General features: G+C 64.9%; 13 protein-coding genes and 1 tRNA gene. 6 read left to right on the top strand and 8 right to left on the bottom strand.

Annotated features, from left to right (window positions below; genetic code table 11):
- Nucleotides 1-30: 30 nt before the first annotated feature.
- Entirely contained in the window at nt 31-1,362 is a 1,332-nt protein-coding gene (locus LRQ07_RS09940) for an anthranilate synthase component I family protein (protein ID WP_256534485.1), read from the bottom strand.
- 41 nt (nt 1,363-1,403) lie between these two features.
- On the opposite strand from LRQ07_RS09940, the gene LRQ07_RS09945 reads away from it, so the two are divergent.
- From LRQ07_RS09945 to LRQ07_RS09955, 3 genes are read left to right on the top strand one after another with little or no spacing between them, the layout of a single operon-like run.
- Entirely contained in the window at nt 1,404-2,075 is a 672-nt protein-coding gene (locus LRQ07_RS09945) for a DedA family protein (protein WP_232761702.1), read from the top strand.
- 4 nt (nt 2,076-2,079) lie between these two features.
- On the top strand, nt 2,080-3,105 hold the full coding sequence (locus LRQ07_RS09950) for an App1 family protein (RefSeq protein WP_134351417.1): 1,026 nt from the start codon (nt 2,080-2,082) through the stop codon (nt 3,103-3,105).
- A gap of 1 nt (nt 3,106) precedes the next feature.
- A complete protein-coding gene (locus tag LRQ07_RS09955; RefSeq protein ID WP_256534486.1) occupies nt 3,107-3,970 on the top strand; it encodes a 3-methyladenine DNA glycosylase in 864 nt (287 codons plus the stop codon).
- A 7-nt stretch (nt 3,971-3,977) separates the two neighbouring features.
- Here LRQ07_RS09955 and LRQ07_RS09960 read toward each other — a convergent pair whose 3' ends face one another.
- The 5 genes from LRQ07_RS09960 to LRQ07_RS09980 form a co-directional block, all read right to left on the bottom strand.
- Nucleotides 3,978-5,174: a glycoside hydrolase family 3 N-terminal domain-containing protein gene (locus LRQ07_RS09960; protein WP_256534487.1), complete on the bottom strand. Its 1,197-nt coding sequence runs from the start codon at nt 5,172-5,174 to the stop codon at nt 3,978-3,980.
- 26 nt (nt 5,175-5,200) lie between these two features.
- Entirely contained in the window at nt 5,201-5,857 is a 657-nt protein-coding gene (locus LRQ07_RS09965) for an SDR family oxidoreductase (RefSeq protein WP_232761699.1), read from the bottom strand.
- 9 nt (nt 5,858-5,866) lie between these two features.
- Nucleotides 5,867-7,006: an aminotransferase class I/II-fold pyridoxal phosphate-dependent enzyme gene (locus tag LRQ07_RS09970; protein ID WP_256534488.1), complete on the bottom strand. Its 1,140-nt coding sequence runs from the start codon at nt 7,004-7,006 to the stop codon at nt 5,867-5,869.
- 51 nt (nt 7,007-7,057) lie between these two features.
- A complete protein-coding gene (locus LRQ07_RS09975) occupies nt 7,058-8,494 on the bottom strand; it encodes a purine-cytosine permease family protein (protein ID WP_232761697.1) in 1,437 nt (478 codons plus the stop codon).
- 169 nt (nt 8,495-8,663) lie between these two features.
- Nucleotides 8,664-9,734: an NAD(P)-binding domain-containing protein gene (locus LRQ07_RS09980; protein WP_256534489.1), complete on the bottom strand. Its 1,071-nt coding sequence runs from the start codon at nt 9,732-9,734 to the stop codon at nt 8,664-8,666.
- A gap of 149 nt (nt 9,735-9,883) precedes the next feature.
- Between LRQ07_RS09980 and LRQ07_RS09985 the strand changes: the two genes are divergently transcribed.
- The 3 genes from LRQ07_RS09985 (at nt 9,884) to LRQ07_RS09995 (ending at nt 11,615) form a co-directional block, all read left to right on the top strand.
- Nucleotides 9,884-9,959: transfer RNA gene (locus LRQ07_RS09985), tRNA-Ala, on the top strand.
- Between the two features lie 163 nt (nt 9,960-10,122).
- Nucleotides 10,123-10,407 carry a helix-turn-helix domain-containing protein gene (locus tag LRQ07_RS09990; protein ID WP_256534490.1) on the top strand — a complete coding sequence of 95 codons (285 nt, stop codon included), beginning with the start codon at nt 10,123-10,125 and terminating at the stop codon, nt 10,405-10,407.
- The gene (locus LRQ07_RS09995) at nt 10,389-11,615 is read left to right on the top strand and encodes a tyrosine-type recombinase/integrase (protein ID WP_256534491.1); all 1,227 of its coding nucleotides are present in this window, start codon (nt 10,389-10,391) and stop codon (nt 11,613-11,615) included. Before LRQ07_RS09990 ends, LRQ07_RS09995 begins: the two co-directional genes overlap by 19 nt.
- Nucleotides 11,616-11,627: 12 nt before the next feature.
- Here LRQ07_RS09995 and LRQ07_RS10000 read toward each other — a convergent pair whose 3' ends face one another.
- Both LRQ07_RS10000 and LRQ07_RS10005 read right to left on the bottom strand, forming a co-directional pair.
- Nucleotides 11,628-13,379, bottom strand: coding sequence for a hypothetical protein (locus LRQ07_RS10000; RefSeq protein WP_256534492.1), 1,752 nt, complete (start codon nt 13,377-13,379; stop codon nt 11,628-11,630).
- Nucleotides 13,380-13,905: 526 nt separating this feature from the next.
- Entirely contained in the window at nt 13,906-14,859 is a 954-nt protein-coding gene (locus tag LRQ07_RS10005) for a DUF2971 domain-containing protein (RefSeq protein ID WP_256534493.1), read from the bottom strand.
- Nucleotides 14,860-15,902 lie beyond the last annotated feature (1,043 nt).

Below are 15,902 nucleotides of genomic sequence, written 5' to 3' on the forward strand. Positions count from 1 at the left end.
CGCACGACCAATCTGAAGGGAAAAGCGGGATCAGTTCAGGATATCGGAACGCCAGGACGCAGGCGTTTCCGCACCGAGGGCGGCGAGCGGCGCCCGCGCCTTGATCGCCACCTCGGCGACCTCGGCAGCGGCGACCGAACCCCAGGTGATTCCGCCGCCCGCACCGACCACCGCCTTCTCCCCGTCGAGGAGGATGCTGCGGATGACCATGGCGAGGTCGAGCACCCCGTCCGCGCCGATGTAGCCGAAGCACCCCGCGTACACTCCCCGCGCGCCGCCTTCGAGTTCATGCAGCCTGGTCATCGCCGAGAGCTTTGGCGCTCCCGTCATGCTGCCGGCGGGGAAGGTCGCGTCGAGAAGGGCGCCGACCGTGGCCCCCGGCTCTGCCGTTCCACTCACGGTGCTCACCAGCTGGTGCACGGCGGGATAGCTCTCGACCACCCAGAGCCCTTCCACGCGGATCGTCCCCGGCACGCACACCCGCGACAGGTCGTTGCGCATGAGGTCCACGATCATGACGTTCTCCGCACGCTCCTTGCGGTCGCCGGCGAGTTCTGCGGCGAGCGCGGCGTCTTCGAGGGGATCGGCGCTCCGGGGCCTCGTTCCCTTGATGGGGCGCGTCCGGATCACTCCCCCTTCGGCGTGGAGGAACTGTTCCGGACTGGCGCTCAGCAGCGTGTGGTCGCCGATGCGGACGAAACCGCCGTGGTGGGCGGGGGTCGCTCCTCGGAGGCGGTCGTACACGGCGACCGGGTCATGGGTGCCGGGAACGGTGAAGCGTGTGGTCAGGCACAGCTGGTAGGCGATGCCTGCGCGGATGAAGTCACGGCAGCGTTCGATGAGTGCGAGGTATTCGTGTGGGGTGTGCCTGGGCTCCGCAACACGTGGGGCGGCGGCCACGCCCGCAGAGGGCTCCTCACTGCCGGGGCTCTCAGCGGCTTCCGTCGCTGAGCGGACCTCTTCCGTCCAGAGCTCGAGGTCATCTGCGGAGGAGAGTGCCCAGGTGCGACGGCGTGCATGATCGAAGGCGACGACATGCGTGACGAGCAACCAGGACCCTCCTGGCGTCTCCTCCGACTGTGCGACCGGTGCGCCGGACGCCGATGCTCCGCTCTCGTAGTCGAGCCAGCCCACCCACCCCCCGGTGAACGGCGGCCGCGACGGGTCGGTCGAAGGGGCGTCGAGAGGCACGTCCCGCGGGAGGCTCGAACGCTTCCCCGTCCCGATGAAGCTCCAGCCTTCCGTCGCCCGCGCGCCGGCATCCAGCCAGAAGACGTCGATGCCCCGCGCCTCGATCATCCGAAACACGGATGACGGCTCCACCCAGGTGGGAAGCGGATGAGCACTCAGCGGTTCGGGCACCTTTCCAGCCTAGGACCGGGCTGCTCCCGTATCCTCATGGGGTGGACGACCTCCTGATCTGGCTCCTCGACACCGTGCAGTCGGTCGATCCGGTCGCTCGCACCCTGATCGCCGGACTCGCTGTCATGCTCGAGACGAGCATCCTGATCGGGCTCATCGTTCCCGGTGACACGATCGTGATCATCGCCTCGATGGGGGTGGCGACTCCCCTGGAGGGCATCGCGATGGGCGTCGCGGTCGTGATCGGCGCCTTGATCGGCGAGAGCATCGGGTTCTGGCTCGGGCGCTGGCTGGGACCCCATATCCGTGTGTCCTGGCTGGGACGACGGATCGGCGAGCACAACTGGGTGCGCGCCGAGAACTACCTCGAACGCCGCGGCGGCATCGCGATCTTCCTCTCGCGCTTCCTGCCCGTCCTGCATTCCCTGGTGCCCCTGACCGTCGGCATGAGCGAATACCCGTACCGCAAGTTCCTCGCCTGGACGGCCCCCGCGTGCGTCCTCTGGGCGACCGCCTACGTGAGCGTCACCTCCCTCGCGGCGGGCAGCTTCCGGGAACTCGTCGACCGCGTGCACTTCGCGGGGTACATCTTCGTCGGTGTGATCGCCGTGTTCCTGCTGCTGATCTACCTCGGCAAGAAGCTGCTGCAGCGGGCAGAGGCCCGTCACCTGAACGCTCCGGAGACAGAGGCCGACGCCGACGTGAAAGACTGAGGCAATGGCATCCGCTCCCCCGGCGCCCCGGATCCACTGGTTCGCCCGACTCGAACACCGCCTGCATGTCTGGCGTGAAGGTCGCGCGCGCCGTCGTGGCCGCGTCGCGACGATCCTCCCGTTCCCCGGATACGGGGGTCCCGGCTGGGTGCGTGTCGTGGGCCGTGTGCTGATCGTCCCCCCGCAGCGCCGCACACGCGACGGGGAGCCTGCGAGTGTCCGCGGCTGGCGCAGCTTCGTCGGCATCCCGGTGGGTTTCGCCGCGGTGACCGTGCAGATCGGCGACTCCACGCACCAGGTCGTCGCCGATCGTGGCGGGGTGGTCGACTCGACGATCCACGTCGACCTGGAGCCGGGTTGGCAGACGTTCACGTTTTCCGTGGAGGGACAGGAGCCCGTGGAGGCACGAGCTTTCGTCGTCGCCGAGGGCACCAGGTTCGGCGTCGTGTCCGATGTCGACGACACCGTGATGGTGACGGCCCTGCCTCGTCCCTTCATCGCTTTCTGGAACTCCTTCGTGCTCGACGAACACGCGCGCCTCCCCGTGCCGGGGATGGCCGTGCTGCTCGACCAGCTGCTGCGACAGCATCCGGGTGCCCCGATGGTGTACCTCTCCACCGGCGCGTGGAACGTCGCCCCGACGCTGTGGCGCTTCCTCGGCCGCCATCTCTTCCCCGCGGGTTCCATGCTCCTCACCGACTGGGGACCGACGCACGAGCGCTGGTTCCGCAGCGGACGCGAGCACAAGCTCACCAACCTGCGACGTCTCGCGACGGAGTTCCCCGATGTCAAGTGGCTCCTGATCGGAGACGACGGACAGCACGACGAGGCCATCTACTCGCAGTTCATGGACGAACATCCCGATTCCGTCGCCGGGGTGGCCATCCGTCGCCTTCTTCCCGCCGAGGCGGTCCTGGCCGGTGGCCGCGCCGGCCGCGAGCCCCATTCCGAAGACGTCGCCCCCTGGGTGAGCGCCGAAGACGGCGCCGGGCTGCGCGATCTGCTCGGCGAGGCCGGCATCCTGCACTGACATGTCCCTCGCCCGTCAGGACTGGCTGCTCCGTGAAAAGGCGCATCGCGACCGCGCGGATGCCCTCACCGCTGCTCACCGGGATCGTGCAACCAGGGCCGAGAAGCACCCGGTCTGGGACTTCCTGTTCACGTATTACTCCTACAAGCCCGCACAGCTGCGTCGCTGGCATCCCGGAGCGGGTGTCGAGCTGGCCGACGCCGTCGAACGCCTCGACTGGCGCTGGTACTCCCCCGGACGATCTGCGGGGAGCGCCGTGCCCGATGCCGCCGCTTTCGGCAAGGAGAAGGCGGAGCTGGCGGCTCTCATCGAGAAGATGCTCCGCCGCACGGCATCGCGTCCCGGGCAGTTCGGCTGCTTCGGTCTGCACGAGTGGGCGATGGTGTATCGCGCCGAGGAGCACCGCCACGCGGTTCCGCTGCGGCTGGGGCAGGCCGCGACGGATGCCGTGGTCGAGAATCACGACCTCCGCTGCACCCATTTCGACGCCTTCCGCTTCTTCACTCCCGAAGCGGTCCCCCGAAATCGCACCGCGTTGAGCCGCGACGAGCAGCCTCTGTTCGAGCAGCCCGGCTGTCTGCACGCGGGCATGGACCTGTACAAGTGGGCGACGAAGCTCGGTCCCCTGATCCCCGGCGAACTGCTCCTGGATTCGTTCGAGCTCGCGCGCGACATCCGACTCCTCGACATGCAGGCGGCACCGTACGATCTCTCGGCGTGGGATGTGGTTCCCGTGCCCATCGAGACACCCGAGGGAAAAGCAGAGTACGTGCGGAGGCAGCGGGTCTTCGCGGACCGTGGCGCTGCCCTCCGCACCGCGTTGCTGAACGCCTGGCTCGGCGACGGGGCGCGCGAGGCCGCCTGAGCACCGGTCAACCTACCGGCGTGCAATCGTCGCAGACCGTCCACGGTGCTGCGGCCGCAGTCCGCTCCAGCCGCAGTGCGACGACTCGCGTCGCTGCTTCTTCGAGCCGCTCAGCCGGCAAGGTGCCCTTTTCCACCGCCGCGGCGATGCCCGCCGCCATCGAGCCCGCTGTACTCCCATCGGAACCGGCGATCATCAGCACGAGGTCGTTGCCTGCCGCGATCGCGGCCACTCCGTTCGCGACCGGATCCGCATAGGCGGGATCGCCGGATGACAACAGCATTCCGAGATCATCCGTCACCGCGACCCCGTCGAAGCCGAGCTCCTCCCTGGCGATCTCATGCCACTTCGCGGAAAGGGACGCCGGCGATGTGTCGACGGCCGTGTAGGCGAGGTGGCCGTACATCAGGAGGGATGCCCCGGCGTCGATCCCCGCCGCGAAGGGCGCCGCCTCGGTCTCGCGCCACTGGTCGAGTCCCATCGTCGTGCTCGGGATCACATGATGCGAGTCGCCGGGCGCTGCACCGTGTCCGGGGAAGTGTTTGAGGGTAGAGGCGACGAACTGCTCCTGGGCGGTGGTCGCGGCGGACACCCGGTCGGCGGCGCTCGCCGGGTCGGTGCCGAGGGCACGTCCGTAGATGAAGGTCCCGGGATCTGCGGTGACGTCGGCGACAGTTCCGAAGTTCACCGTGATCCCCGCGCGCCCGACCAGCGAACCGCGGGCGGTGAACGCCGAGGTCGTCTCGGCGACCGGGAGGTGCTTCAACGACGAGGACGCCGGGTAGTCATCACCGTGCAGGCGCGACACGATGCCACCTTCCTGGTCGACCGCGATCAGCGGAGGCAGCTCGGGATCCACCGTCAGGGCGGTGGTCAGACTCTGCAGTTCGCCCTCGGTCGCCGGAATGTTGGCACCCATGAGGATGAACCCGCCGAGGCCGGACTCCATGTACGAACGGAGCATCGCCGGATCCGTCCCTGCCACATGCCCCATGACCACGGTGGATGCCTGCTCCGCCACCGACATCCCTCGCACGAGCGCGGTCGCATGGGCGGTCGAGTCACCGGGCTCGGCAGCTGTTGCGGCGACGGTCGGAGTCGTCGTCGGCACAGCGCTCGACGCCGCAGCCGCCGGTGAGACGCAGAGAACCGTGGTCGCGACGATTGCGAGGGCACCGGCGGCCCATCGGCGGGGTCGGGACATGGTGACTGCTCCGCGGCGCCGCCGTGTCAGCAGCCGAGCGCGTCGGCGATGGGCACCGCCGACGCCGGGTCGCCGTTGCCGAAGCGGATCGTCCGCCCGATCGTGCACGGCCCGTGCAGCGACGCGGCGATGACGGCGGCCACATCGGCTCGAGACACCGCACCCCGCCCCGTGGGGTCGATCTGGATCCGTGAGGTCGGTCCGTCGAAGGTGAGCGCGCCCGGTGCGAGGATCGTGCCCTCGAGCCCGCTCGCGCGCAGGTGTTCGTCCGCAGCCCACTTGGCATCGGCGTAGGGGAAGAAGGAGTCGTCCTCGGGAACGCCGTGGTCCGCCGTCGACCCGAGCCACGAGACCATCACATAGCGCCGCACGCCGGCCCGCTCCGCCGCGTTCATGGAGCGCTTCGCGGCATCGCGATCGACCGCGTAGGTGCGCTCCGGGGATCCGCCCCCGGCACCGGCGGACCAGACGACCGCGTCGTGACCGCGGATGATCTCGGCGAGTGCCTCGACGTCCATACTCTCGACATCGGCGACCAGCGCCTTCGCGCCGACGGCTTCGACGTCGGCGACATGGGCCGGGTTGCGGATCACCCCCGTCACCTCATCGCCTCGCTCGACGAGCAAGGGAGCGAGCAGGAGGGCGATACGGCCGTGGCCGCCGAACACGAGGATGCGTGACATGCCCTCACCCTACGCGCCTGAGCTGACGTCGGCTCGGTCCGGAATCGCCGTCCCCGCGATGAGTGCGAGTACTCGCTCCGTCTCGGCGGCATTCCCCACAGTGATCCGGATGCCGGTTCCCAACCGCCGAACCGAGATCGCAGCCTGAGCTGCCCGCGCTTCGAACGCCTCTGCGTCGCGAGCATCGAACCAGACGAAGTTCGACTGGGATTCCAGAGGAGCTTCCCCTACCGCTAACAGCGCGGCGTGGATCGCGCGTCGCCCCTCGCGAACTTCCGCCACGTGCCCGGCAAGACCGTCGGCGTCTTCGAGAGCGAGCACCGCCGCACGTTCAGCGAGCGCTGTGACTGCGAACGTCGGTCGGATCCGCCACATCGCGTCGGCAAGCAGCGTCGAGACCATCGCGTAGCCGACGCGCAGACCTGCAAGTCCGAAGGCCTTCGAGAAGGTGCGCAGTACTGCGACGTTCTGGTGCGCTTTGAAGGCCGCAAGCCCGTCGAGAGCGGAGGGATCTTCCACGTACTCGGTGTAGGCCTCGTCGATGACGATGAGCACCTCCGGGGGGACACGACCAACGAAGCGAGTGAACTCCTCCTGCCCGATGACGCCACCGGTCGGATTGTTCGGGGTGCACAAGAACACTGCTCTCGTGCGATCCGTGATCGCCTCGGCCATGGCATCGAGGTCGTTCGCCCCGCTGTCCGTCAGCGGAACGGGAACACCCGCCGCCCCGGCGACGGACACCAGTATCGGGTATGCCTCAAACGACCGCCACGGATACACCACCTCCGGTGGTCCAGGCACCGTTTCGTCGCGCCCGTACCCCTGCCATCGCGGGATAAGAGCGTCAAGGAGCAAGCGCAGGGCTCCGAGACTGCCGCTCTCGGTCACGATCTGTTCGGCCGGTACTCCGAGCCGTGACGCGAGGGCCGAACGCAGTTCGGTGTTGACGGGATCCGGGTAGCGGTTGAATCTGACCTCTTCGAGCAGTCGCGCTCGCAGCCCGATGCTCGGTTCCATGCTTCGTTCGTTCGATGAGAGTTTCACGGCGTCGAGGCCCGGCACCGCTGTCGCCGGCTTGCCCGCACGATACTCGGGCAGGTCGGAGATCTCGGGGCGGGGCTTTGGTTCGCCGATGGCGCTGGTCATGGTGGCTCCTCAAGTGGGGTCGAACATCCGGGGGAATGCGAACTCCGAGGCTCAGTCGTCAGCGCCTGTGATCAGCTCGTCCGGTACGTACTGGGTACGTTTCGCGAGTGGGTAGTAGACCGCTGCGGTGACGACGATCGCGACGATCCAAGAGACGTCAGCCCCACCCATCGCGTTCGCAAGGGGGCCGGTGTAGAGCGCCTGATTCATGAACGGCATCTGTACGGCGACGCCGAGGAAATAGCATCCGATGGCGACCCAGTTGAAGGCGCGGTAGGGACCACTCGAATCGTAGAGAGCGGGGATATTGACACGCTCTTTGGAGATCAGGTAATAGTCGACGAGGTTGATGACACTCCACGGCACGAACACCGAGAGGAGCGCCAGCACGAAATTCCTGAAGGCACCGAGGAATCCGACTTCATTAGCGAGGATCGCGAAGACGACGGCGAGCACGGTGAAACTCACGATGATTCCCGTGCGCACCGATTGCGAAACACGACGCTGCTTGGTCCACGCGGTGAAAATCGTAAGAATGCACATGAACCCGCCGTACGCATTCAGGGAGTTCACGGAAAGCTTGTTCACCACGATGACCACATACATGATGATCGCGATGAGACCGCCTCCGGCGATTTCACCGAGTGTGCCGACCTGGCTGTTGAGGAAGACTCCAGCTCCCACCGAGCCTGCGATCAGCACGCCGAGCGTCATTGCGAGCTGAGCTCCGATGACGGAACCGAGGAAGGTCGTCCAGAACGTCGAAGCCACGGTCGTCTTGCTCGGCAGGTAGCGGGAATAGTCGGCGACGTAGGGTGCGAACGTCATCTGCCAGCCCGCAGCAAGCGCGACGGCGAGCATGAACGATGCACCGCTGAAATCGACTTGACCGAAGGCGCTGGACACGTCATATCCCAGAAAGAGTCGTATGGCGACGTAGCCGAAACCTACCGCGCCGATCACGGCAGCGATTCGCCCGATCACGTGGATCAGCTTGTATCCGACGACCGCCACGACCGTCGTGAGAGCACCGAAGACGAGCATGCCGATCATCGGGATCTCGAGCCCGAAGATCAGGTTTATCGCTTGCCCGCACAGCACGATGCTCGTGGCCTGGAAGCCCAGATACATCAAAATGGTGAGGAAGAGCGGAAGCGCAGCCCCCTTCACGCCGAACTGAACACGACTCGAGATCATCTGCGGAACCCCGAGACGTGGCCCTTGCGCGGAATGCAGGGCCATCGTGATGCCGCCGATGACGTTTCCGAGGAATAGTCCGATGATCGCGGCCAGGGCTTCGGTTCCGAATGTGACAGCGAGCGCCCCGTCCACGATCGCGGTGATCTGCATATTCACGCCGAACCACAGGCTGAATTGGTTGCTTGGGTTGCCGTGTCTTTCGCTCTCGGGAACTCGTTCGATCGTTCTGATCTCGCGAGTCATGATCCCCGCAGGGGGCGTTGTCGTCGTGCTGATTTCGGTCACCATTGCCCGTACCTCCGCCTGATTCAGTACAGCCAGACCACACCTTTTTGTGTGACCCGCGCTCCATTTGCTGCAGTATTGCCCACTGCCTGCGACAAATGTCCGATGAGTCACGCGAGATGTCTGGTATCTCAGACGTTCAGGTTTTCGGGGTTCCAGCCCGAGGAGGTGCTCAACCGGTGGTGACGCGGGCGTCCGACGATCGCAGTGCTCGCTGGACACCCTTCGCGGCCGAGCGACCGGCACGGTTCGCACCGATCGTGCTCGCCGAGGGGCCGTAGCCGACCAGCTGCACGCGGGGATCGACGACAGCGGTCGTGCCTCGCCCGTTCCGGTCGAGCTGGATACCTCCGGCCGCGCTGCGCAGGTGGAGAGGAGCCAGATGAGTGATCGCGGGGCGGAACCCCGTGGCCCACAGGATGACGTCGACCCGCTCGAAACTCCCGTCCGCCCAGCGCACACCGTCGGGTTCGATCCGCTCGAACAGGGGGCGTCGGTCGGCATACGCTCCGAGACGCTCCGCCTCGCGCTCCTGCGGGCGCAGCATGAGCCCGGTGACGCTGACCACGCTCTGCGGAGGAAGCCCGGCCGCGACGCGCTGCTCGACGAGGGCGACCGCTGCGGCCCCCGCCTCGGGGGTGAAGTCGTCGTCCCGCCAGACCGGCTCCCGGCGGGTGACCCACAGGGTCTCGGTGATCGGCGCGAGCGCTCCGAGGAACTGCACGGCGGACGCTCCTCCCCCGACCACGAGCACACGTTTGCCGATGAAGTGCTCCGGCCCCGGATAGTCCACGGTGTGCAGCTGCTCTCCGACGAACGTCTCCATGCCGGGGAAGTGCGGCAGGAACGGGTGCGACCAAGTACCGGTCGCATTCACGAGCGTGCGGCTCGTCCACTCCCCCTCCCGGGCTCGCACGACGAGCACTCCATCCTGGTCTTCCACGCGCTCGACGTGCACCGGGCGGAGCACGGGAAGCGCATGGGTCTTCTCGTATCGGGCGAAGGAGGCGGGCACGGCCTCGTTGGCGCGTGCACCGTCACGCGGCGGCGGAGTGTCGCCCGGAAGCTCCGCGACACCGTGAACGTCACGCATCGTCAGCGCGTCCCATCGGTGCTGCCACGCGCCGCCGGGCCGCTCGTCGGCGTCGAGGACCACGTGCGAGATCCCGAGGCGCGAGAGGTGGAACGATGCCGAGAGACCGGCCTGCCCTGCGCCTATCACCAGACTGTCGAGGATACTCACGCCCACTTCAACGTCTCGGCCGGTGCGCTTGTTCCTGCACACTCCTGCCGCACACGAGGACGCGCCCGGGATGCTCACCCGGATTGGTGCTCGCGTCGATTCGTGTAGTACTCTTTTCAAGTTGCTCCGGCTGGTTCGGAACAGCGTCTGGGCCTGTGGCGCAGCTGGTAGCGCACCTGCATGGCATGCAGGGGGTCAGGGGTTCGAGTCCCCTCAGGTCCACCAAAAAGCCCCTGGTGATTCAGGGGTTTTTGCGTTTATGAGGAGCACCGTTTCGAGGTCACTCACGACTTGCTCACGTTTTTCGACGAGCACTAACCGTCTCAGACAACAAACAACGAGAGCCGCACGTGCTCACAGAAGCCAGTTCGCCGCGCATGTAGTGAGCATGACGACACACGCGCCGACTGACACGAAGCCTCTCATCGGGAGGAAGCTCGACGACCTCCCCGACGTGCTCACCATCAAGGAGCTCTCGACCTGGGCGCAGATCCCCGTCAGCACCCTCTACCAGTGGAACTTCAAGGAGATCGGCCCCCGTCCGATGAAGTTCGGCAAGCACCTGCGCTATTCACGCACTGAGGTTCGCGAGTGGATGGAAAGCCTCGACCGCCACCACTGGTCACAGGCCTCGCAGCAGTCCGCAAGACGACTATGGGCATACCAGAGATGACCCCAGGATCCTGGGGCTGGATACGCATCAAGCAGGCCTCGGACGGCAAGTTCCTCGGACGCGTCAGCTTCCGAACCCACGAAGGCCGACGCGGCGAGACAACAGCGCAGGCCACGACGAAGGTCGGCGTTGAACGAAAGCTCAAACTCAGACTGCCCGCCCTCATCGCAGCGTCACACTCCCCCGCAACTGTGAGCACCGTCACGTTCGCGACCCTCGCTGCAGAGTGGGTTACGTTTGAGGAGCTGAAGATCCCTGATCACCTGAAGGCTCGAGGCACCCATGCGGAACACCTCCGTATCCTTCGACGTCATCTGCTGCCCGCCTTCGGCGACGCCTACGTCACCGATATCACCGCTCCGATGGTGTTTCACTACTACATGAGGCTTGCTGCGGACCACGCGCCGCTCGCCCGGAACGTGAAGGCTCTTCTCACCCAGATCCTGGCTCATGCCGTCAACCTTGGGTACATCGCCGGACAGAACCCTGCAGCATCGGTCAGGAGACTCCGTCGACCGCGAAGGACGATCTTCGCGCCCGAGGGAGACGAGCTACGAACCCTGCGGGAGGCGACGCTCGCCTACATGAATGACGACACCCGGCCCGGGCCCGCTCCGAGCATGCTTCTCCTCGACAGCATCGATCTGATCCTCGCCACCGGAGAACGAATCAGCGAGGTCTTTGGACTTCGTTTCGGGAAGGACATCCACCTCGAAGGCGAAGTCCCGTACTGCACCGTCAACGGTGCCATCAAAGAGAAGGGCGGTCCGAAACGGTGGGAACCGTTCCCGAAGACTGAGCCCGGCCGCCGAGAACTTCCCCTCCCCGACTACGCCGTCGCCATCATCCTCCGACGAACCATTGAGAACCAGACCGGGAGCGAGTTCCTGTTCCACACTCGTACGGGCGCACCTAGCGGGCCGCAAGACGCCCATCGCGCACTGCGGCAAGTAAGAAAGCACAGCGGACTGCCCGATACCTTCGTTCCTCACGCGCTCCGCAAAACTGTGGCAACACAAGTCGCACGAACCCTCGGACTTGACGCGGCGGCGATGATACTCGGGCACAGCAAGTCCCGGGTCACCGAACAGTCATATGCAAAGCGCGATGTTCGCGCGCCCGATGCCCGAGGTCTCCTTCAGTCCCACATGGAGCACATCATCGCCGCGGATCCGAGCGCGGGCGCAACGCGACGGGCAACGGGCTAGTCCTCCAGAGAGCTATGGGTGAAGCGAACGGAATGCAGTTCCCGGGAGCTTGGCCTCAGATCTCACAAAGCTGTTGCCTGGCCCTTCGGAGCCGCGGTGCTCCAGCTTCTTCCTGAGACGCGCCTGATGCACTTCGACAACCCGTAGGAGGAGGCCACCAACGCCGCACTCTTCGGCGAGTGCTCGCAGTTGTCTAAGGCCTCGCAAGCGTTGAATCTCCGTGGCGGTCTCGTCGAGAGCGATCGCGTGAGCGAACGAGGACCATTCGTCCGGCGAAGAGGCGGTCGTCCCGTCCACCTGATGGGCGGCCGCGATGTGAGCCATCTGGAGCGCGCCCGGCACCGTCAGAACGTCTTCCGTGAGCCGGCTATTCCTCAGCCGAGCCAAGTCGGCTTCACACCGCCGCACCCGTTCGCCGTCGGTCAGCTCGACATGGAGCATTTCCGCGTCCTGTGGGAGCAGATTGACCAATGCGCTTCCGACGCGCGCGAAGACGGCTGACGATCCCTGGGCCGAGATCCGCGTCACGGGCGCAAGGTCTGTCACGGCAATGTTCTCCCAGCCGATGCCGGCAGCGAAGGTTCGGATCGCCATTCGACGGTCTGAATTCGACAGGTGCCGGGACGCGGGGATTTCGATGCCGAGCTCAGCGCATGCTCGGACGAGCCCCACTTGCAGGATGATGGAGAGCTCGAGGTATTCAAGCACGTCGTTCAGGAAGTCAGCCACGAGGAAGGTACGTGGGGTGCCGTTCTCGCGAACCGTCACGCCGCTCTCATCGACGTTGAAAGCTGAGTGCCCTGCAGCGTTGCGAAGCGTTCGATTTAACGTACCCAGCTGCAGTTCCGGGAATTGAGCCTCCGCCGATTTGAAGACCGTGCCGGTCGACACCGACAACAGCGCCTCATAGTTTCCTGCGTCTGAGACGTGGAGCACGGTGGCGAGGAGGTGCTTAACGTGTCCCTCCTTCAGCTTCAACACCATGTCGAGCAGCTCGCTTACTGTCTGGAGTTCAGAGCGGTCTGCAATTCCCGTAAACGTTCTGACAAGCATGGCCGAGAGCAGCGCAACTACCCGCCCGTGCTCTTCCGCCCACACGTCGTGCAGAGCTAGGCTCCGGAGGCGCTCGCTTCGTATAGTGCGCTCGATAAGGGGGACGATTCGGGCAACGCGATCTTCGTCGAGCGCCAGCACGACAACGGGCCGGTACAGGTCCAGTTCCACGCCCGCGCCAGATGTTGCTCCGCTACTCAGCCCGTGCCTTTCGCGCAGTGCAGCGTCAAGTTCCGTGAGACTCGAGCTTGAGGATTCGAGCCGGTTCGATGTCATGAACTGTTCGATGAAGACGCCGACATCGTCATCGAATGAGGCATATTTCCGATACTCAGCGAGGTCATCCAGTCGCTCTTTGGCCTGATCGAAAGCACCCTGCGCAAGTCGTGCTGCCGCCTGCGCTGCGAGTGCCGTAGGAGCGATGAGCGCTTCGACGAACAAATCACCAGCGTCACGCAGGGATTCGACGGCGAGCCCGACGGTGCGTGCCCAGTTCCGACGAGGACGCGGGTGCGGCTGAGTCCATGCGGAAACCGTGAGGTCAAGCATGTAGAACGCGTGGACGAGGGGTTGCGGGTCATTCCCGCCGGAAGCAACGCCAGCGAGAGCACTCGCAAGGTTGTCCAAGGTGTCATCGAGTTGGTCTCTCAGGCCCGCAGCCTCACCCCAGGACGCAGTCGCGGGCACACGCTGTTCACGGAACAGCTTCACTACGCTCCTGCGGCGCTGCAGGTGAGGTTGTGTCTCAGCGAAGTGTGGCTTCTGCCCGCACGAAGAACATCGCTCCCCGCCAAGACGTTCACTCCCGCAACGATCGCACCGCACCTTCGCGAAGGTCAGTGTCACTTCGAAACGGCGTCCCATGAGAGCAACGTTAGCTATCGACTCCGACACTCACAAAGACTCAGTGACGACTGCGCAGCGGTCGGCTGCTCGACCTCGTTCCGCAGGTGGATAGCGCGGCCCGCTTGCTGCTGTGCCCATCCGAGGGCGACTGCACACGTGCAAAGGCTGCTCGGCGCCTTCATCACCTGGGTCGCCGGTGGCCCGAAGCCCACGCTGCCACTGAGCGACTCCGGTCCTGTCTGCGTGACGTACCTAACGGGTACGCCCTCGTCGCTTGGCAGGACGACGACAGGGCGAAGCTTGCTCGAAGGAACCGGACAACCAAGCCTGCCTAGCTCGGCCGACAGTGCCCCAGGATTGCCCTCCTGGGACACGTCCTGCCCTATTGAGGCTAGGGCAGGAACTTGATCGTTGAACCGTTCACGGGCGCGTTGAGACCGTTCGATCGGAGGAGAGACTTCACGCCGTATACCCGTTGACGTTCACTCTGACCAGTGGGAGGACCTACTCGAACCTCCATGATCGGAAGACTCGCGTCGGGCTTCCCAATGCCCTGTAACCCCGCATGCTCCCATCCGAAGTTCTCGTAGTGAGTGATCTCGATGTAGGGGATAACACCGCGGGCAGCACCGCGATACTGGAGCTCGATTCCGTCGAAGGGCAGTGTGATCAGGCGAACTTCTCGTTCCTCGGCATACGCGCTGTCCTTCATGGATGCCGCGAGGACAGACAGCACTCCGCGGATCAACTCGTTGGCGGCCTTCTTGGAGGACTTCAGGACGGGGGCGATGTCACCCTTCGTGAGTCCCTGAAGAGTCGACTCGATACGAGCGTCCTGACGCGTCGGATCGTAGAGAACCTCGACCCATTCCGGCTGAAACATGAACCCTTCCTCGCGCATCGGTGGGTCGACAGGGATGAGATCAGCATGCGGTTCAAGACGAACCGCCACGCCCTGCGTCGACCCATAGTTCCGCCACTGGTTTAAGACGCGATAGCTGGTCGACGCGCATACAACGTAGGCGGGCACTGCCGTGACATGAGCCTTAAACGTGTGAAGGATCTCCGTAAGCTGCATGTGGAGTTCCGCGTCCTTGGGAAGGAGTTCTCTTCCGTGTGTCTTATACCACCAGATGATGCGCTTCGCGCCGTAGACGAGTTCGCGTGGATCGTTGAGCATCGGTGCCGCCGACGCCCATAGACGACGATTCTTGACCATGCTGACGAGCGCGGCCGAGTCTGTGAAGTGCCAAATCTCGCCGTGGTAGTGCTCACGGATCGGGTTAGTGTACACACCTGCGTTCTTGGAGGTGTCATGATCCCCCGGGACGGCTTCATCGCTCATCGGCACAGAATATCCCGCGGCAGCGGCTCTGGGTCGGGAAGCTCATCTCTGCGTCATGAGTCGTCATTAACGTCGAATGTTTCGGGCTCCGTGACGATGTAAGCAGAAGGGGCTCCTCCTAGCCATGCGCGAGGACTGCAGGTGTGCTCGGCGCTGGAAGCGACCGGCGATGCTGGCCGAGCGGGATCAACGGCTCTTAGCTGGTGGAGCGCGAAGAGCAGTGCGGAGCATCGGGATCCGCGACCGCGTTCACCTTGGTTGCCTTCGGGCCCTGAGGAGCGGACAATGACTTCACCTAGCGGTCTGCCGGTAGCTCAACCTCGTCCCCGATCCAATCTGACCCGAGACAACCCGGAACTTGCTCAGAGTCGGCTGAGGGCGCCTAAGCTGCTAGCGGATTAGGGCGACCCTTTTGGCACTGACAGAGCGCGTTTGGACCATCACATGATAGATCGCCCCTGAGGGCGGATCGTGAGAAGACGCGTCATGCTCTAGTGGCCGACTGATAGCAAGCTTCGAGCAGCCGCGCCGCGTCTTCTTCAACGCGAGAGTGCGGCTTGATGTAGTACCGCACTGTCGTGTCCAACCGTGCGTGTCCGAGGAGGTCCTTCGAGATTTCGGCGCTCCCGAGCCTCGCGACTGTCGTCGCAGCGGCCTTACGGAACATGCGTGGACTGAGTCGCTCCGCGTCCACCCCAAGAGCCGCGATTTCTTGAGGCAAGAACGCCCGAAAGCCGCGAAACACCCGGTCTACGTTGTTGACGGTGTATCCGGTGCCACGATTCGTAGTGAAAACGTATCCTTCCTGCCTTCCAGGCAGATGTCCATACGCGATCGCAGCACGTCCGATGCGAAGGTTGGGAGCGGAATCAGCCTGGCTTGGCGCGCGCGCTTCGGGGTGCTCTTGCGGTAGCTTCCGTCCGGCTGCAACGTGCTCACAATCGTTCCGTTAACGTCTACGGCCAACCGGCCATCTATCTCGACAACACCTGTCTTCGTACAGCAAGGATTTCACCAGTTCGCATGGAAGACCCGAGCGCAAG

It is taken from the genome of Microbacterium sp. J1-1 (assembly GCF_024498615.1).
GTDB classification, from domain to species: Bacteria; Actinomycetota; Actinomycetes; order Actinomycetales; family Microbacteriaceae; genus Microbacterium; species Microbacterium aurugineum.